General features: G+C 62.4%; 14 protein-coding genes and 1 pseudogene. 2 read left to right on the forward strand and 13 right to left on the reverse strand.

Going from position 1 to position 18,715, the window contains the following annotated elements; genetic code table 11:
• Window positions 1–106: 106 nt before the first annotated feature.
• Both IB241_RS27930 and IB241_RS10710 read left to right on the forward strand, forming a co-directional pair.
• Window positions 107–820: a methyl-accepting chemotaxis protein gene (locus IB241_RS27930; protein WP_412547873.1), complete on the forward strand. Its 714-nt coding sequence runs from the start codon at window positions 107–109 to the stop codon at window positions 818–820.
• A 106-nt stretch (window positions 821–926) separates the two neighbouring features.
• Entirely contained in the window at window positions 927–2,834 is a 1,908-nt protein-coding gene (locus IB241_RS10710; protein ID WP_192298369.1) for a methyl-accepting chemotaxis protein, read from the forward strand.
• Window positions 2,835–2,973: 139 nt separating this feature from the next.
• On the opposite strand, the gene IB241_RS10715 is transcribed toward IB241_RS10710, so the two are convergent.
• The 13 genes and pseudogenes from IB241_RS10715 to hutH form a co-directional block, all read right to left on the reverse strand.
• Entirely contained in the window at window positions 2,974–3,708 is a 735-nt protein-coding gene (locus tag IB241_RS10715; protein ID WP_017738829.1) for an amino acid ABC transporter ATP-binding protein, read from the reverse strand.
• Window positions 3,701–4,660, reverse strand: coding sequence for an amino acid ABC transporter permease (locus IB241_RS10720; RefSeq protein ID WP_192298370.1), 960 nt, complete (start codon window positions 4,658–4,660; stop codon window positions 3,701–3,703). The genes IB241_RS10715 and IB241_RS10720 overlap by 8 nt, the downstream gene beginning before the upstream one ends.
• Before the next feature lie 141 nt (window positions 4,661–4,801).
• Window positions 4,802–5,599, reverse strand: coding sequence for a transporter substrate-binding domain-containing protein (locus IB241_RS10725; RefSeq protein ID WP_192298371.1), 798 nt, complete (start codon window positions 5,597–5,599; stop codon window positions 4,802–4,804).
• 219 nt (window positions 5,600–5,818) lie between these two features.
• Window positions 5,819–6,619, reverse strand: coding sequence for a transporter substrate-binding domain-containing protein (locus IB241_RS10730; protein WP_192298372.1), 801 nt, complete (start codon window positions 6,617–6,619; stop codon window positions 5,819–5,821).
• Between the two features lie 148 nt (window positions 6,620–6,767).
• Window positions 6,768–9,376: pseudogene (mdoH, locus tag IB241_RS10735) on the reverse strand (glucans biosynthesis glucosyltransferase MdoH).
• Window positions 9,369–11,105 carry a glucan biosynthesis protein G gene (locus IB241_RS10740; RefSeq protein ID WP_318652594.1) on the reverse strand — a complete coding sequence of 579 codons (1,737 nt, stop codon included), beginning with the start codon at window positions 11,103–11,105 and terminating at the stop codon, window positions 9,369–9,371. The pseudogene mdoH and the gene IB241_RS10740 overlap by 8 nt, the downstream one beginning before the upstream one ends.
• 267 nt (window positions 11,106–11,372) lie before the next feature.
• Window positions 11,373–11,810, reverse strand: a complete 438-nt coding sequence (gene dtd, locus IB241_RS10745) for a D-aminoacyl-tRNA deacylase (RefSeq protein WP_192298375.1) — start codon at window positions 11,808–11,810, stop codon at window positions 11,373–11,375.
• Complete coding sequence (gene pip / locus IB241_RS10750) at window positions 11,807–12,778, reverse strand: prolyl aminopeptidase (protein WP_192298376.1); 972 nt, start codon at window positions 12,776–12,778, stop codon at window positions 11,807–11,809. The genes dtd and pip overlap by 4 nt, the downstream gene beginning before the upstream one ends.
• Window positions 12,779–12,881: 103 nt before the next feature.
• Window positions 12,882–13,817, reverse strand: a complete 936-nt coding sequence (locus IB241_RS10755) for an alpha/beta hydrolase (protein ID WP_192298377.1) — start codon at window positions 13,815–13,817, stop codon at window positions 12,882–12,884.
• Between the two features lie 67 nt (window positions 13,818–13,884).
• On the reverse strand, window positions 13,885–14,820 hold the full coding sequence (locus IB241_RS10760; RefSeq protein WP_192298378.1) for a choline ABC transporter substrate-binding protein: 936 nt from the start codon (window positions 14,818–14,820) through the stop codon (window positions 13,885–13,887).
• Between the two features lie 198 nt (window positions 14,821–15,018).
• Entirely contained in the window at window positions 15,019–15,819 is an 801-nt protein-coding gene (gene hutG / locus IB241_RS10765; protein ID WP_192298379.1) for an N-formylglutamate deformylase, read from the reverse strand.
• A gap of 11 nt (window positions 15,820–15,830) precedes the next feature.
• Window positions 15,831–17,036 (reverse strand): imidazolonepropionase, encoded by a 1,206-nt coding sequence (gene hutI / locus IB241_RS10770; protein WP_192298380.1) that lies wholly within the window; start codon window positions 17,034–17,036, stop codon window positions 15,831–15,833.
• A gap of 139 nt (window positions 17,037–17,175) precedes the next feature.
• Window positions 17,176–18,708, reverse strand: a complete 1,533-nt coding sequence (gene hutH, locus IB241_RS10775; protein WP_192298381.1) for a histidine ammonia-lyase — start codon at window positions 18,706–18,708, stop codon at window positions 17,176–17,178.
• Window positions 18,709–18,715: the final 7 nt, after the last annotated feature.

Below are 18,715 nucleotides of genomic sequence, written 5' to 3' on the forward strand. Positions count from 1 at the left end.
TGTCACCCAGATCGCCAGCGCCGCCGAGCAACTGTCGGCCGTGACCGAACAGACCAGCGCCGGGGTCAACAGCCAAAAAGTCGAGACCGACCAAGTCGCTACCGCGATGAACGAGATGGCCGCGACCGTGCAAGAAGTGGCACGCAACGCCGAGGAAGCTTCCGAAGCCGCCGTCGCTGCTGACCAGCAAGCCCGCGAAGGCGACAAAGTGGTCGGCGAAGCCATCGCCCAGATCGAACGCCTGGCCAGCGAAGTCGGCAACTCGACGGTGGCCATGGGCGATCTGAAACGCGAAAGCGACAAGATCGGCAGTGTGCTCGACGTGATCAAGTCCGTAGCCCAGCAAACCAACCTGTTGGCGCTCAACGCCGCGATTGAAGCCGCACGTGCCGGCGAAGCCGGGCGTGGCTTCGCCGTGGTGGCCGACGAGGTGCGCAGCCTGGCCCTGCGCACCCAGAAGTCCACCGAAGAGATCGAAGAACTGATCGTCGGCCTGCAAAGCGGTACCCAACAGGTCGCGACCATCATGGACAACAGCCGCGACCTCACCGACAGCAGTGTCGAGCTGACGCGCCGCGCCGGCAGCGCACTGGCGAGCATCACGCGCACGGTGTCGACCATCCAGGCGATGAACTCGCAGATCGCCACCGCCGCCGAACAGCAAAGCGCCGTGGCCGAAGAGATTAACCGCAGTGTGTTGAACGTGCGGGACGTGTCCGAACAAACCTCTTCAGCCAGTGAAGAAACGGCCGCATCCAGCGCCGAGCTGGCACGCCTGGGGATTTACCTACAAACCCTGGTAGGACGCTTCCGCATTTAATTAGCAGCTTGTGAAATTTCCTACGCAGTTATCAGCCCGGCACTGAGCCAAATCGATTTAGCGTTTCCTTTACTGCGAAACGCTTAATTCGATTTGGAGGTGCGTCATGTTTTCCCGGCTGACCCGTTTGCTGGTCAACGCCAGCGTCCGCGTCAAGCTTGCCATCGGTTTCGGGCAAGTGCTGATGCTCAGCTTCGCCATCGCCGTCACCGGCTGGCAAGCCTTGAATGCCATGATCTACCGCTCCACCAACCTGACGACCCTGGGACAATTGGCGGTTGCTGGCCAAGCCATGCGTGCTGATCGCATCGTCTACCGCACGCTGACGGACCCGAACAGCCGGGGCAAACTCACCACACACATCGAGACCATCGAAACCCATCTGGCCGCCCTTTCAAGCCGCATGCGAGACCCCGCCGACCGCCAGCGCCTAGAACAGGCCACCCGCCTGGTCACCGACTTCAAGGCGGCACTCAGCGAGCTAGCGCCCCTGATCGAGCACCGCGAAAACGCCCGCAGCCCACTGGACAAGACCGCACAGCAAGCCAGCGACACCCTGGCCCAACTCGCCAGTGAGCTGCCCGACCAGCAAGATCAGACAGCCCTGGATGCCATCGAAAACCTGCGCCAGGCCATGGTCCGTGCCGATGAAGGCGCCCAGCGCCCCGCATGGGCCGCCGCGTCGCTGGAGGCCTATGCCCAGGCAGTCAGCGACGCGTTGCAGGCGCTGGAGGCCGCACTGGCCGCTGTCACGGCTCTGCCGGTGGACTCGACCCTGCTCAAGAGCGACATCGCCAATTACCGCGAGCAGCTACTCAACCTCAAGCAAGCCCAACTCAACGCCGAAACCGTGCAGAACCGCTTCGAACAACAGCTCGATCAGTTACTGGAACAAAGCGACCAGATGAGCCAAGGCCAAACCCTCAAACGCGACAACGAAGCCGGCAAGACCCGTCTGCTGCTGATCAGTGTGACCGTCGTCGCACTGTTGCTCGGCACCCTGGCCGCCTGGTGGATCGCCCGGCAAATTGCGGTGCCACTGCGTGAAGTGCTGGCCCGCGCCAACCGTATCGCCGAAGGCGACCTGAGCCACGACATGCCGGTGGGACGCCGCGATGAACTGGGCCAACTGCAGCACGCCATCGGGGACATGACCCACAACCTGCGCCACCTGATCAGCGGCATCGGCGACAGCGCCCGGCAGATCGCCAGCGCGGCCACCGAGTTATCAGCCGTCACCGAGCAGACCCGCAACGGGGTCAACAAGCAAAAAGATGAAACCGATCAGGTCGCCACCGCGATGAACCAAATGCTCGCCACCGCCCAGGAAGTCGCCCGGCATGCCGAGCAAGCGTCAATCGCGGCAAACGAGGCTGACCGCCAAGCGAGTGCCGGCGACAAGGTGGTGGCGCAGGCGGTTGAGCAGATCGGCCAGCTGGCCGAAGAAATGGCACTTTCAGGCCGCGCAATGCTGACGTTGCAGCAAGAAAGCCAGAAGATCGCCAGCGTGCTCGACGTGATCAAGTCCGTGTCCCAGCAGACCAACCTGCTGGCCTTGAATGCAGCCATCGAGGCCGCACGCGCAGGCAGTGCCGGCGAAGGCTTTGCGGTGGTGGCCGATGAAGTGCGCAGCCTGGCGCAACGCACCCAGGCGTCTGCCGAAGAGATCGAAGGTTTGATCCTCAGCCTGCACAACGGCACCCAGCACGTGGCCGAGACGCTGGACAGCAGCCGCAACCTGACCGACGACAGCGTCGACCTGACCCGCGACGCCGGCGAGGCACTGGCCGCGATTGCGCGCACGGTGGCGATCATTCAGGAAATGAACCCGCAGATTGCCGCGGCCGCCGAAGAACAAAGTGCGGTAGTCGAAGAGATCAATCGCAGCGTGTTGCAGGTGCGCGACGTGTCCGAACACACCGCCGCCGCCAGCGAAGAGACGGCGGCGGCGAGTGTTCAGTTGACGCGGTTGAGCATGGATCTGCAGGCGCTGGTGGGCAAATTCCAGCTCTGACCCCGTAGTGAGCGGGCTTGCCCCGCGCTGGGTGGCGCAGCCGCCCCAAACGGTCCACCGCGGTGTTTCAGGAAGACCGAGGCGCCTGGATTTGGGGCGGCTGCGCCGCCCGGCGCGGGGCAAGCCCGCTCACTACAAGTTACAGGACCTGGCGCAGGAAGGCCTGGGCGCGTGGGTCTTTTGGCGCGTCGAAGAATTCGGCCGGGGCGGCGTCTTCGAGCAATTTGCCATGATCGAAGAACAGCACGCGGTCCGCCACTTCGCGGGCAAAGCCCATTTCGTGGGTGACGCAGACCATGGTCATGCCTTCCAAGGCCAGGGTCTTCATCACGTCCAGCACTTCGCCGACCATTTCCGGGTCGAGCGCCGAGGTGGGTTCGTCGAACAGCATGACCTTGGGCTCCATCGCCAACGCACGGGCAATCGCCACGCGTTGCTGCTGGCCGCCGGAGAGGCGCGACGGAAACTCGTTGGCCTTCTGCGCAATACCGACCTTTTCCAGCAGCGCCAGGGCCTTGGCTTCGCGCTCTTTCTTGCCGCGCTTGCGCACGACTTTTTGCGCCAGGCAGAGGTTTTCCAGCACGGTCATGTGGGGGAACAGATTGAAGTGCTGGAACACCATGCCGACTTCGCGACGGTAGGCGTTCACGTCGGTTTTCGGATCAGCCAGTTGCAGGCCGTCGATACTCACCGAGCCGGAATCGAACTCTTCCAGGCCATTGAGGCAGCGCAGGAAAGTGGACTTGCCAGAGCCCGACGGACCGATCACCACCAGCACTTCGCCCTTGGCCACCTGGGTGGTGACGTGGTCGACCGCGCGCACCACATGGCCACGGGTATCGAAGACTTTTACCAGATCGCGGACTTCAATCACTTTGGGCGAGCCTCCGCTCAAGCCGGCTGGCCATTTTCGACAGCGGCAGGTTGATCAGCAGGTACAGGCCTGCAACGCAGAACAGGATTTCAAACGGCGAGAACGAGGTGGTGATCACCTCGCGACCGCTCTTGAGCAGTTCGGTAATCGCGATCACCGAGACCAGCGAAGTGTCTTTCACCAGGCTGATAAATTGCCCGGCCAGCGGTGGCAGCACGCGCTTGAATGCCTGCGGCAACACCACGTGACGCATCGACTGGCTGGCGCTCAAGCCCAGGGAGCGCGCAGCTTCGTTCTGGCCACGGGTGATTGACTGCACGCCGGCGCGGACGATTTCCGCCACATAGGCGCCCGTGAACAGCGACAACGCGGCAATCCCGGCAAATTCCCGGGACAGGTTGAGCACCGTGCCGATAAAGAAATAGAAGATGAAGATCTGCACCAGCAGCGGCGTACCGCGCACCAACTCGACGTAGATGGTCGACAGGTCGCGCAGGGTCGGGTTGTTGGACAGACGGCACAGGCCGGTCGCCAGCCCGATCGCCAGCCCCAGGATGCCGGAGACCACCGACAGCCACAGCGTGGTCCACAAGCCCCACATCAACGGGCCCAACGCCCAATGCCGGGTCACACCGATCACGTCGCCCTCGGCCACGTCATCGCCGCGCGCCACTTGCAGGCTGTTATCAGCCACGGTCAGCGTCTGCAGGGCACCCGCGTCGTTGCGCAGGGTCACTTCGGCGACATCGCCTTTGCGCACCAACTCAACCACGGTAGAAATATCCGCCGCGCGCTGGGACGTTTCAGCCTGGTAGGCGAAGTACTGCGGTACGCGGTTCCAGCGCCATTCGTAGGACATCAGCGAAGTGGCGTAATACAAGGCACCAGCCAGACCGACCAGCACGACCACGGTCAGCAGGTGCCAGGGCCATTGGGCTTTTTTCTGTTTCATTTCAAATTCCGCGATTTGTGTTGCTTGTCAGGCCGTCTTCGCGAGCAAGCCCGCTCCCACACTCGACCGAGTTCCAACATGAAATGCGGTCAAAATGTGGGAGCGGGCTTGCTCGCGAAGGGCGCGACTCGGTCTAAACCTTTATTCCATGTCCTTGAGCCACTCGGAGCTCTTGAACCACTTGTCATGGATGCGATCGTAGGTGCCGTCGTTACGGATCTGGTGCAGGAAGTTGTTGATGAAGTTGATGCTGTCGTAATCGCCTTTTTTCAGGCCAAACGCCAGGGGTTCGAAGGTGAACGGTTCTTCGAGGAACACCAGCTTGCCGTTGCCGACTTTCTTCTCGGCGACCACGTTGTACGGCGCGTCATACACAAAGGCATCGGCCTTGCCGTTGACCACGTCCAGCACGCCTTCCTGCTCGTTGTCGTAGCCGTGGTACTTGGCTTTGGAGATCAGCTTCTTGGCGACCATCTCGCCGGTGGTGCCGAGCTTGGAAGTCAGGCGGTACTTCTCGTCGTTCAGGTCTTTGTAGGACTTGATGGTGCCTTCCAGATCCTTGCGGATCAGCAGGGTCTGGCCGACCACGATGAACGGTTCGCTGAAGTTCAGGCGCAGGTTGCGCTCCTGGGTCAGGGTCATGCCGCTGCCGATCATGTCGAACTTGCCGGTCAGGAAGGCCGGGATGATGCCGTCGTAGCCGGTGGAAACCAGCTCCAGCTTGACGCCCATGGACTTGGCCAGGGCCTTGAGGATGTCGACTTCGAAGCCGATGATTTCACCGCGCTTGTCTGTCATTTCGAACGGCATGTAGGTCGGGTCCATGCCGACCTTCAGCGTGCCGCGCTTGACCGCATCGTCGATCGCGCCGGCCTGGGCCGCAGTGGCCGCGACCAGCGCGGTGACGCCAAGCAGCAGCATCGAAAGATACTTTTTCATCATCAAGTCCCCTGAACGATTCTTATGAGGTCGGCGCGCAAAAGGGCTGCACCATTTCGGGGTGCGATCCTAACCCACTCGTCTGCCGTCACAAAGGTTTCACGGGTATTTGTTGTCGGCGTATGTCGGAAATGCCCCACAAATGCCGGAAGAACCCCAGGGGCAGACACTTCAGCACCTGGATTCGGCAACCGGCGGATGTGTAAGCAGTTATGACTTTCACTCAATGTCCGCCATCCAGTCGGTGCCCCTGAACCACTTGTCGTGCAGCCGATCATAGGTGCCGTCCTGGGCCACCTGATTGAGGAAATGGTTGATCCAGTTGAGGCTGTCGTAATCGCCCTTTTTCAGGCCGAACGCCAAGGGCTCGTAGGTGAAGGGCTGCTCCAGTGCCAGCAAGCTGCTGTTTTCCGGCCGGCCACTGGCGATCAGGTTGTAGGGCGCATCGTGGATAAAGGCATCGGCTTTGCCTTCCACCACCTGCCGCACGCCTTCTTCGGGTGTGGCGAAACTGCTCAGCTGCGCCGCGCCCAGAAAACGTTGCGCGGCCAATTCCCCGGTAGTGCCCTCGGTGACGGCGATACGGTAGCCGGCCTCGTCCAGTTCTTCGACACTGCCGACCTTGCCCGCCAGGCTTGGATGCAGCAGCACGGTCTGGCCGACGACGATAAAGGAGTCGCTGAAATTCAGCTTGAGATTACGCTCCTGGGTGACGGTCATGCCGCTGCCGATCAGGTCGAACTTGTTGGCCAGCAGCCCCGGCAGCAAATCGGTGTAGGGCACCGCCACCAACTCCAGCTCAACCCCCAGCGCACGACTCATCGTCTGAAGCAGGTCGATTTCGAAACCGACAATGCGTCCCTGCCGGTCAGTCATTTCAAACGGCACATAGGTGGGCGTGGTCCCGACCTTCAGCACACCACGCCGCACCGCATCGTCCAACGCACCGGCATACAGCGGGCCACCCTCCATCAATGCGACAGCGCCTATCAGCAGTGCCGAACAATACCTTTTGAGCATGAAAATCCCCGTGGTGAATCAAATTTGCGCGGCGATGCTAACCCAGTCGCAGGCACGGCAATACGCCTCGAACCGGGGTCTTTTGTTTCGAAATAACAAGGAGTTAGCGCTTAAAGGAAGAAGCGCGAAACGCTGTAGGACCAGCGTTTCAAATGCCCCCGGAGTGAGCCTCCGGGGGCGTCTGAATCAGGCCGGTTGGGCCTGGGAGACTTGCGGTTGCAGCGGCAGCAGTGGCGCGTGAGGATCGGACTTGATCGATTCACGCCAGGCACCCAGCCATTCGGCGTGGCCTTCGCTCCAGACCTGCTCGTGCAGGCGGGCCAGGGCGACCGGGTCGCTGAGCAACGCCACACGTTCGCCGTTGTTGAGGCCGGCAGGGCCGACTTTCAACGCATGGCGCACACGCTCGGCACGCAGGTACTCGATCGGCTCCGCTTCGCGGTGACGCGAGGTGGCCAGGGCGCAGGCCAAGGCGTTCTGCTGCGGATCGACCACGGCGCGCACGAAGCCGTCGTTCAGCGCATGCCAACGGTTTTCGTGGGTGTACTTCTCGGTCGACAACAGCGCCTGCGGCGGATTGTATTCCTCAGGAATCAGGAACAGGCTCTCGTCACGGGACTTGAGGCCCAGCTTGACCCGACTGGAGATGACCGACACCGGGATCGACAGCATCAGCGAGCCGACAATCGGCACCAGCCACCACAGGAAGCTCGGGTTCAGCCACACCACCAGCAGGGCCCACAAGAAGCCCAGCACGGTTTGCGGACCGTGGCGCTTGACCGCTTCGCTCCATGGGGTGGAGTCATCGTCACGCTGCGGCGAGTTCCAGGTTGCCGCCCAGCCGAGGAACGCGGCCAGTACGAAACGGGTGTGGAAAATCATCCGCACAGGCGCCAGCAGCATGGAGAACAGCATCTCCAGTAGCATCGACACGGTCACCTTGAACTTGCCACCGAACTCTTTCGCGCCCTTGGCCCAGATCAGGATGATGCTCAGCAGTTTCGGCAGGAACAGCAGCACGATGGTGGTCGAGAACAACGCCACCGCCTTGTCCGGATGCCATTGCGGCCACAGCGGGTACAACTGGCGCGGGGCCATGAAGTACTGCGGTTCCATCAGCGTGTTCACCGCCAGCAGCGCAGTGGACAGCACCAGGAAGAAGAACCACAACGGCGCCGACAGGTACGACATCACGCCGGTCAGGAACACCGCGCGGTGCACCGGGTGCATGCCTTTGACCAGGAACAGGCGGAAGTTCATCAGGTTGCCGTGGCACCAGCGTCGGTCACGCTTGAGTTCGTCCAGCAGGTTCGGCGGCAGTTCTTCGTAGCTGCCCGGCAGATCGTAGGCAATCCACACGCCCCAGCCGGCACGGCGCATCAGCGCAGCTTCGACGAAGTCGTGGGAGAGGATCGCACCGGCAAACGCGCCTTTACCCGGCAACGGCGCCAGGGCGCAGTGCTCGATAAACGGCTGCATGCGGATGATCGCGTTGTGACCCCAGTAGTGGGATTCACCCAATTGCCAGAAGTGCAGGCCGGCGGTGAACAGCGGGCCGTACACACGGGTGGCGAACTGCTGCATGCGCGCATACAGGGTGTCCATGCCCGACGCACGCGGCGCGGTCTGGATAATCCCGGCATCCGGCGTGGCTTCCATCAGGCGCACCAGGCTGGTCAGGCACTCGCCGCTCATCACGCTGTCGGCGTCGAGAACGACCATGTACTTGTATTCACCGCCCCAGCGACGGCAGAAGTCGTCGAGGTTGCCGCTCTTGCGTTTGACGCGACGGCGACGGCGGCGATAGAAGATCTTGCCGAAACCACCGGCTTCACGGCACACGTCGAGCCAGGCTTGCTGTTCGGCGATGCAGATGTCGGCGTCGTTACTGTCGCTGAGCACAAAGAAGTCGAAACGGTCGAGGTCGCCAGTGGCGGCCACCGATTCGAAGGTAGCGCGCAGGCCGGCGAATACCCGGGGCACGTCTTCGTTGCAGATCGGCATCACCAGCGCGGTGCGGGCGTCTTTCGGGATCGGCTCGTCACCGGCACTTTTACCGGAAATGCGGTATTTATCGTGACCGGTCAGCAGTTCCAGGAAGCCCATCAACGCGGTCCAGAAACCGGCCGAGACCCAGCAGAACAAGATCCCGAACATGATCAGGATGCTGGTTTGCAGGGCGTAAGGCAGTACCTGGGTGGCGGTCTGCAGCAGGGTCTGGTTGCGGATCTCGTCGAAGTCGACCAGCGACCAGCCCTGGTACGGCATGATGCCCTTCATGTACCAGCCGGCGACGATGGTCTGGCCGAGCATCAGCACCAACAGGATGTAACGACGGATCGAACCCACGGTACGCCAGCGCGCAGCCGGCAGCACACGTTCGTCTTTCGGCGGCTTCGGCGGGTTGGTGCGACCTGTCAGCCGGCGCCAACCGCGCACCAGGATGTTGGTGCGCCAAGGCTCCGGCACCACTTTGGTCCGACGGATCGGCGGCGTGGCTTTCAGGCACACGCGCCCTTCGGCGTCGACCGCGAGCATTTCGGCGTCTTGCAGTTCTTCGGCACTGTTGAGGGTCAACCGGCGGCCGACCGACGCTTGGGCGGCGTCGGTTGGCGCGTCAAAGGTCGACGACGACAAGCGTTCGTGCAGTTCGCTGAAAGACTTGCAGCCCGCCAGTTCGGCGCGCTGCTCAGCGGTCATCGGGAGATGCGCCAGGTACTCTTGCAGAGTCTCTGGCGTGGCTTGGGAATTACTCATCGGCAGGCAACTGATAGCTCCAGGTCTCGGTCAGGACTTGTTCAGTCTTGGCCGGTTCCGGTGTGGCTGGGGCAGCTTCTGGCTGCTTGGCTTCCTTGTCTTTCGCGTCTTTCTTGGCTTGTTTCTCGTGTTGCTTGGCCAGCACTTTGTCGGCTTTGAGCACGTGGCTCGAATCCTTCTCCGGCTCAGGCTTGACGATGTCCTGCACCAGGGCCGCACGCATCTCGGTCGGCTTGCCGGCGTCCTTGATCTTCAGGCGCAGGGTCAAGCGCCAGCCTTTGGTGTGCTCGTTGTAGCGCACGCTGTTTTCGACCACTTCGGCGTTGTCGCCAACACTGACCTGGCTGCGCACCGCGGCATCCGCAGGCAGGGCCTTGAGGGACGGGCCTTCGAAGTCCACCAGATAAGCCACGCTGCCATCCGGCTGACGGATCAGGTTGGACTGTTTCACGTCACCAGTGGAACGCAGGGTCTGCTTGACCCAGGCGCTGTCGGCCGGGTGCAGGGATTTTTCGTCCATGGTCCAGTGCAGACGGTAGGCGACATCCAGCGGCTGGCCGACTTCCGGCAGTTTTTCCGGGCTCCAGAACGCAACGATGTTGTCGTTGGTTTCGTCGGCGGTCGGAATCTCAACCAGGTTGACGGTGCCCTTGCCCCAATCGCCTTCAGGCTCGATCCAGGCACTTGGGCGCTTGTCGTAGTTGTCGTCGAGGTCTTCGTAGTGGCTGAAATCGCGACCACGTTGCAGCAGGCCGAAACCTTTCGGGTTCTCGACGCTGAAGTTGCTGACCGACAGGTGTTTCGGGTTGTTCAGTGGGCGCCAGATCCACTCGCCGTTGCCGGCATGGATCGACAGACCGCTGGAATCATGCAGCTCACGACGGTAGTTGAGCACTTTGGACGGCTGGTTCGCGCCGAACAGGAACATGCTGGTCAACGGGGCAACGCCCAGCTTGCTGACCTTGTCGCGCAGGTACATCTGGGATTTCACGTCGACAATGGTGTCGGTGCCCGGACGCAGGGTCAGGCGATACGCGCCGGTGGCACGCGGGGAATCCAGCAGGGCAAAGATCACCAGCTGTTTTTCACCCGGCTTCGGACGTTCGATCCAGAACTCGGTGAACCGCGGGAATTCTTCACCGGACGGCAACGCAGTGTCGATCGCCATGCCACGGGCAGACAAGCCATAGGCCTGGCCCTTGCCGACGACGCGGAAGTAGCTCGCGCCCAGCATGGTCATGATTTCGTCTTGCTTGTCGGCCTTGTTGATCGGGTACAGCACACGGAAACCGGCATAACCCAGCTGTTCGGTGGCTTTTGGATCAAGCTTCATGTCGCCGAAATCGAAACGCGTTGGGTCGTATTTGATTTCGTTGACGCTGTCGGCCGTGACTTCGTTGATTTTCACCGGTGTATCAAAGTGCATACCCTGGTGATAGAAGGACAGCTTGAACGGCGTGTTCTGGTCGGCCCACTCAGCTTTTTCGTTGCGGAAACGAATCTTCTGGTAATCAGCGAATTTCATTTCGCGGAATTCGTTCGGCAGATTGCTGCGCGGCGCTTCGTATTTCTGCCCGGCCAGCTCTTTAGCCTTGGCCGACACATCATCCAGACTGAATGCCCACAGTTGACCCGCGCCGAACAGGCAAAACAGGGCAGAGCCCGTCACCAGTGCGTTTCGTAACCGTTTGGCAGACAATTTTGGTGCATTACAGGGACTAACAATCACGAGCAACCCTCGCCGAAAACAGATCAAAAAACCAACGGCCAGCTATCTATATGCCAGGTTGGCGAGCATTGTTCCGACTCCCCTGGGTCAAAATGATTCCCCATTGGCGATCGGACAAGTCTCTACCTAAGTCAAAAATGGACCAAACAACGCTGATCCCCGTAGCGCGCGATTATCTAGTAGCCTGCGAGACAACGCATCAGGGGCGACCAAGTATTTGTAGTGAAATCCTGCGTTTTTAGGCATTAAAAGTCGTTTTTAATACATTCATGTCTGAAGCAGGAAGGTCACAGGGCCATCATTGACCAAATGCACCTGCATATCGGCGCCAAAACGCCCGGACCCCACCTTGCCATGCAATTGTTGCGCTTGTAACAGCAAATGTTCGAAAAGCGCCGCTCCCAGCGCCGGAGGGGCCGCCGTGGAGAAGCTCGGCCGCAGCCCGCTCTTGGTATCCGCCGCGAGAGTGAACTGCGACACCAGCAGCAAACCGCCGTCGATGTCCTTCAAGGACAAGTTCATCTTGCCCTCGTCGTCGCTGAACACCCGATAGTTAAGCAGCTTGTGCAGGAGTTTGTCGGCGCTCTCGGGCGTATCGCCCGGCTCGACGGCCACCAGCACCAGCAAACCCTGGTCGATGGCCCCGACAACCTCGCCTGCGACCTCGACCCGGGCGACACGCACCCGTTGCAACAGGCCCTTCATGCTTCTTCAGGCGGCAAGTCAAGCAAACGGCGCGCCATCTCGCCAGTCGCCCGCACCAGCGCATCGGTGATTCCAGGCTCGGAGGCCGCATGGCCCGCCTCGCGAATCACCTGCAGTTCGCTGTTGGGCCAGGCCTGATGCAGCTCCCAGGCGTTATCCAGCGGGCAGATCATATCGTAGCGGCCGTGGATGATTACGCCAGGCAGGTGCGCGATCTTGTGCATGTCGCGGATCAGTTGGTTGGGCTCCAGGAAGGAGTTGTTGGTGAAGTAGTGGCACTCGATCCGCGCAATGGACAGCGCACGCTGCGGCTCGGAAAACCGCTCCACATGCTGTGGGCTCGGGCACAGGCCAAGCATGCGCCCTTCCCAACCGGACCAGGCCTTGGCTGCATGCATCTGGGCGATCTGGTCGTTGCCGGTGAGGCGCTTGTGGTAGGCCGCGATCATGTCGTGGCGCTCATCGGCCGGGATCGGCGCGATGTAGTCCTGCCAGTAATCCGGGAACAAGCGGCTCGCGCCTTCCTGGTAGAACCAATGGATGTCTTGCGGGCGGGCAAGGAAAATCCCGCGCACGATCAGGCCAAGCACGCGCTCGGGGTGGGTTTGCGCATAGGCCAGGGCCAGGGTCGACCCCCAGGAGCCGCCGAACAGCACCCACTTGTCGATGCCCAGGTGTTCGCGGATGCGCTCAAGGTCGGCGACCAGGTCCCAGGTGGTGTTGTTTTCCAGGCTCGCGCGCGGCGTGGAACGCCCGCAGCCGCGCTGGTCGAAGGTGACGATGTGATAGAGGTTCGGGTCGAAATAGCAGCGGCTGTTGGCATCGCAACCCGCGCCGGGGCCGCCGTGGATGAAGACGACGGGCAAACCTTCGGGGGAGCCACTTTCATCGACGTACAGAGTATGCGTGTCATCGACGGCCAGATCGTGCCGGGCGTAGGGTTTGATCTGCGGAAACCAAGTCTGCATTGCGCGCTCCGTAAGGGGTCGAGTTCATCCCTGGGGGGACGTCTATTATTTTGCCGTCTGGCACTATAAACCCGAATTGTGCAATGAGCATGTCCTTGCGCGCTTAGACCTGTGTCAGCCCTTCGCTCCTGAGGTAATGCAGCAGGTGAGTGTAGAGTTGATCCACCTCCGCTACCTGCCCACGCGCCCGCAGGCAACCGTGCACCAGGCCTTTGCCGGGATACAGGAGCGTGTTGACGCCTGCGGCCTGCAAGCGTTCGGCGTACAGCCTGCCGTCGTCGCGCAACGGGTCGAATTGGGCTACGGCGATGAAGGCCTTGGGTAAACCCCTGAATGTTTCGGTACGCAACGGCATGGCATAGGGTGAGGATTGTGCGCCGTCTGACAGATACAAGGCCAAGTAGGCGTCGGTATCAGCCGTACTCAGCAACGGCGCATCCGCGCAATCACGCCGGGACGGCAAATCCGCCGCCCCGCCCAAGCCTGGGTAAATCAGCACTTGCGCCAATGGCAACGGCTGCCCGTCGTCGCGCAACCCCAGGCATAACGCCGCCGCCAGATTGCCACCGGCACTGTCCCCCGCCACCACCAGACGCTGACGGTTGATGGCATACGGCCCCTGCCCCGCCTGGAGCGCCTGCCACACGCTGCGGCAATCGTCGTACGCCGCCGGGAACGGGTGCTCAGGGGCCAAGCGGTAGTCGATGGCGATCACCAGCACCTGGAGCGCACTGGCCAATTCGAAGCAGATGAAGTCGTGGGAATCCAAGCCGCCGACGACCCAGCCGCCGCCGTGCATATAAAGAAGGCACGGCCAGCCGTCGGATGGGGTGGCTGGGGTGGGCAGGTAGCTGCGGATGCCGACGCCACCCAGATTGGAGTCCGCAACCGTCAGCCCCTGGGGCGGTGATGGGGTGAACGCCTGGCACATGCGGTTGTAGTTCTGGCGCAGGCCGGCCAGGGAGGTGTCGCTGCTGGTGAAAGATTCGGTCTTATCCACAAAGGCGAGCATTTGCGAAGAAATCGGGTATTCGGCCATGCATCAGTCTCCCTGGCACTTGAGAGCAAATGTGGGCGCAGGCAAGCCAGCCCCCACAGCGGGGGCCTCAGGGCTTGAGGCTGGCCTGTACGGCTGCCACGCCATCCTGGCCATCAAACGCCGTGACCCCGGCCAACCAACGCTGCAAATCCTCGGGATGATCGCGCAGCCACTGCCTGGCCACATCCTGCGGCGATTGGCGCTCCATGATCGGCACCATCAACTGGCTTTCCTGGGCGGCGGTGAAGGTGAGGTTCTGCAACAGGCGATTGGCATTCGGGCAGCGCTCGGCGAAGTCCGGCGCGGTGACGGTGGACACCGTGGCGCGGCCTTCGTCGGGGCCGAATACGTCTTCACTGCCGGTGAGGTAGGCCATCTGCAGGTTGATGTTCATCGGGTGCGGGGTCCAACCGACAAAGACCACGAATTCCTTGCGATTCACCGCGCGCTGCACCGCCGCCAGCATGCCCGCCTCGCCGGAAGCGACCAGCTTGAAGCCGCCAAGGCCAAAGCGGTCGGTGTCGATCATTTTCTGGATGTCGGTGTTGGCGCCGCTGCCGGGCTCGATGCCGTAGATCTTGCCGCCCAGCTTGTCCTTGAAGCGGGAGATGTCGGCGAAGGTCTTCAGCCCGGCGTCCGCCACGTACTGCGGTACCGCCAGGGTGGCCTGGGCGTCGGCCAGGCTGGGGGTGTCGAAGACCTTGACCTGCTTGGCCGCGAGGAACGGTGCGATATTGTTGTCCATCGCCGGTTTCCAGTAGCCGAGGAAAACATCCAGGCGCTTGTCGCGGATGCCGGCAAAGATGATCTGCTGTACGGCGCTGGTCTGCTTGCTGTCGTAGCCCAGGCCGTTGAGCAGCACATCGGCCATGCCGGAGGTGGCCACCACGTCGGTCCAGCTGACGACGCCCATGCGGATGGTCTTGCAGGAGGCCGGCTCGGCGGCCATGGCTTGCGCACTGAGCAGTGCGGCGCCGATCAAGGTCAACAAGGTTTTTTGCATGGGGGTGGTCTCACTCGGCTGTTGTTATTGCACAACCTTAACCAGTGAGGCCTGGGTGAACACGAACTGGGGCGACGGGCAGTTGCACTGGGGCGACTGTAAGGCCGTCATCGCAGGCAAGCCAGCGCCCACCTTTGACTGCATTCCAAAGGTGGAACTCGGTCAACTGTGGGAGCTGGCTTGCCTGCGATAGCGATTTCAGCCGTAACGCTGTTGCCCCCAGGCCAAGAACCCTTCCAGCAACTGCTTGAGCACCACCCGCGTCGGCTCAGCCAGATCCGCCCGATACCGAAACGGCTCGACCTCTTCCATGTACGTGCACTGCCCCAACTCCAGCTGCACCGCATGAATGTCCTGCGCCGGGTTGCCGTAGTGACGGGTGATGTGCCCGCCCTTGAAGCGCCCGTTCAGCACGTGGGTGTATTGCGGATGCTCGGCGCAGATGGCTTCCAGCTGGCTGGCCAGCGCGGGGTCGCAAGCGGCGCCGTTGAAGGTGCCGAGGTTGAAGTCCGGCAACTTGCCATCGAACAGGTGCGGGATCACCGAGCGGATCGAGTGGGCATCGAAGAGCAAGGCGTAGCCGAACTCGGCCTTGAGCCGCGCCAGTTCGTCTTGCAGGGTCTGGTGGTACGGGCCCCAGATCTGCTCGAGATAGGTGGCGCGCTCGGCCTTGCTCGGTTCCAGGCCTTCACGGAACAGCGGCACGCCGTCGAACAGCGTCGCCGGGTACAGCCCGGTGGTGGCACCGACGTACAGCGGCTTGTCGTCGGACGGGCGGTTCAGGTCGATCACAAAGCGCGAATATTCGGCAGCCAGGGTGCTGGCGCCAAGGTCCTCGGCAAAGTCATACAGCGTCGGGATATGCCAGTCAGTGTCCGGCAGGCTTTGCGCCTCGGGGATCAGCCCGGCCGCCACCGTAGGCGTCAGGCGCAGGCCGGCGTGGGGCATGCTGATCAGCAGCGGCACGCGGCCTCGTTTGAAGTTCAGAACCTTATCCACAGCATTGCTCCTTACACGGTGACGTCGACGCCATGGCGCACGACGCGTTTATCCAGCTCGCCGCCCAGCCAGTAAGCCAGGTCGGCCGGGCGATCGATCTGCCAGGCGACAAAGTCGGCGACCTTGCCTACTTCCAACGAACCGTGGGTATCGCCCATGCCCAGGGCGGTGGCCGCGTGCTGGGTGACGCCGGCCAGGGCTTCTTCGGGGGTCATGCGGAACAGGGTGCAGGCCATGTTCAGCATCAGGCGCACCGACAACGCTGGCGAGGTGCCGGGGTTGAGGTCGCTGGCGATGGCGATCTTCACACCGTGTTTGCGCAGGGCATCCATCGGCGGCAATTGGGTCTCCCGCAGGAAGTAGAACGCGCCCGGCAGCAACACGGCGACGGTGCCGGCGGCGGCCATGGCGATGGCGTCTGCTTCGGTCATGAATTCCAGGTGATCCGCCGACAACGCCTGGTAACGCGCCGCCAGGCTGGAACCGTGCAGTGACGAGAGCTGCTCGGCATGCAGCTTGACCGGCAGGCCCAGTTGTTGCGCGACTTTGAACACGCGCTCCACCTGCTCGGTGGAAAACGCCAGGTATTCGCAGAACGCATCCACCGCATCCACCAGCCCTTCCGCCGCCAGGGTCGGCAGCATTTCGCTGCAGATGTGCTCGATGTAGTCGTCGGCGCGGTCCTTGTACTCCGGCGGTAACGCATGGGCCGCCAGGCAGGTGGCACGCACGCTGACCGGCAGTGCCTCGCCGAGGCGACGGGCCACCCGCAGCATCTTGCGTTCATTGGCCAGGTCCAGGCCGTAGCCGGACTTGATCTCCACCGTGGTCACACCATCGCGCAACAAACTGCGCAGGCGTTTGTGGCTGCTGTCGAACAGCTCATCTTCGCTGGCGGCACGGGTGGCGCGCACGGTGCTGGCAATACCGCCACCCTTGGCGGCGATCTCGGCGTAACTCACGCCTTCAAGGCGCTGCTCGAATTCGCCGCTGCGATTGCCGCCGAACACCGTGTGGGTATGGCAGTCGATCAACCCGGGGGTCACCCAGGCGCCTTGCAGGTCATGGATAGCGCTGTAGTCCGCTGCGGGCACGTCGCTGCGTGGGCCGATCCATTCAATCAGCGATCCTGCCGTAACCAGAGCCCCATCCTCGATGATCGAGTATTTGCCGTGGGCCAGGGTCGCAATGTGGCAGTGTTGCCATAGCGTTTTCATCAACGCCTCCGTCAGTGGTCGGTGAAACTCATCCCTGTGGGAGCTGGCTTGCCTGCGACAGCGGTGGTTCAGGCTCAACCTTGCCATCGCCAGTGCTGCCGTGTTCGCAGCCTCGCTGGGGCTCGACAGCTCCCACACATTACAGGCTCGGCAGCAACTGGGCCGGCAGCAGCTCGTTGAGGCAGCGGCTGGCGAGCAGTTCGCTGGCGGCGATGATGTCCGGCGCGAAAAAGCGGTCCTTATCGTAGAACGCCACTTTGCTGCGCAGGATGCCACGCGCCTGTTCCAGCTTCGGCGAGGTTTTCAGGCCTTCGCGCAGGTCCAGGCCCTGGCATGCGGCCAACCACTCCACGGCCAGGATGCCCCGGGTGTTCTCGGCCATTTCCCACAGACGCTTGCCGGCAGCCGGGGCCATGGATACGTGGTCTTCCTGGTTGGCGGAGGTCGGCAGGCTGTCGACGCTGTGGGGATGGGCCAGTGCCTTGTTCTCGCTGGCGAGTGCGGCGGCAGTCACCTGGGCGATCATGAAACCGGAGTTGACCCCGCCATTGCCGACCAGGAACGGCGGCAGCTGGGACATGTGCTTGTCCATCATCAACGAGATGCGGCGCTCACTGAGGGAGCCGATTTCAGCGATGGCCAGCGCCATGTTATCGGCGGCCATGGCCACCGGCTCGGCGTGGAAGTTACCGCCGGAAATCACGTCGCCTTCGGCGGCGAACACCAGCGGGTTATCCGACACGGCATTGGCTTCCACCACGAGCACTTCGGCTGCCTGGCGCAACTGGGTCAGGCAGGCGCCCATGACTTGCGGCTGGCAGCGCAGGGAGTATGGGTCCTGGACCTTGTCGCAGTTCTGGTGCGACTGCGACACCTGGCTGCTTTCGCCCAGCAGGTCGCGATAGGCCGCGGCCGCATCGATCTGCCCCCGTTGACCACGCGCCGCGTGGATACGTGGGTCGAACGGCGAGCGCGAACCCAGCACCGCTTCCACGGTAAGGCCGCCGCAGGCGAGTGCGCCGGCAAACAGGTCTTCGCCTTCGAACAGGCCGCGCAGGGCGTACGCGGTAGACACCTGGGTGCCGTTGAGCAGCGCCAGGCCTTCTTTGGCGGCGAGGGTCAACGGGGTCAGGCCGGCGACTTTGAGCGCGTCGCTGGCTTGCAGCCATTCGCCCTTGTAGCGCGCCTTGCCTTCGCCCAGCAGCACCAGGGACATGTGCGCCAACGGCGCCAGGTCGCCGGAAGCCCCCACCGAGCCTTTCAACGGAATGTGCGGATACACCTCGGCGTTGATCAGCGCGATCAACGCGTCGATCACCTGGCGACGAATCCCGGAGAAGCCCCGGCTGAGGCTGTTGACCTTGAGCACCATGACCAGCCGCACCAGCGCATCGCTGATCGGCTCGCCCACACCGGCGGCATGGGACAGCACCAGGGACCGCTGGAGGTTTTCCAGGTCTTCACTGGCGATACGGGTCGAGGCCAGCAGGCCGAAACCGGTGTTGATACCGTAGGCGGTGCGGTTCTCGGCGAGGATCTGCTCGACACACGCCACGCTGGCTTCGATCTGCGCCGAGGCGCTGTTATCCAGGCTGAGGGTCACCGGCTGCTGGTAGATGGCCCGCAGTTGGGCAAGGCTCAGTTGGCCGGGGATCAGGTTTAGCGCAGTCACATTCCTA

It is taken from the genome of Pseudomonas sp. PDM05, assembly GCF_014851685.1.
Lineage (GTDB): Bacteria > Pseudomonadota > Gammaproteobacteria > Pseudomonadales > Pseudomonadaceae > Aquipseudomonas.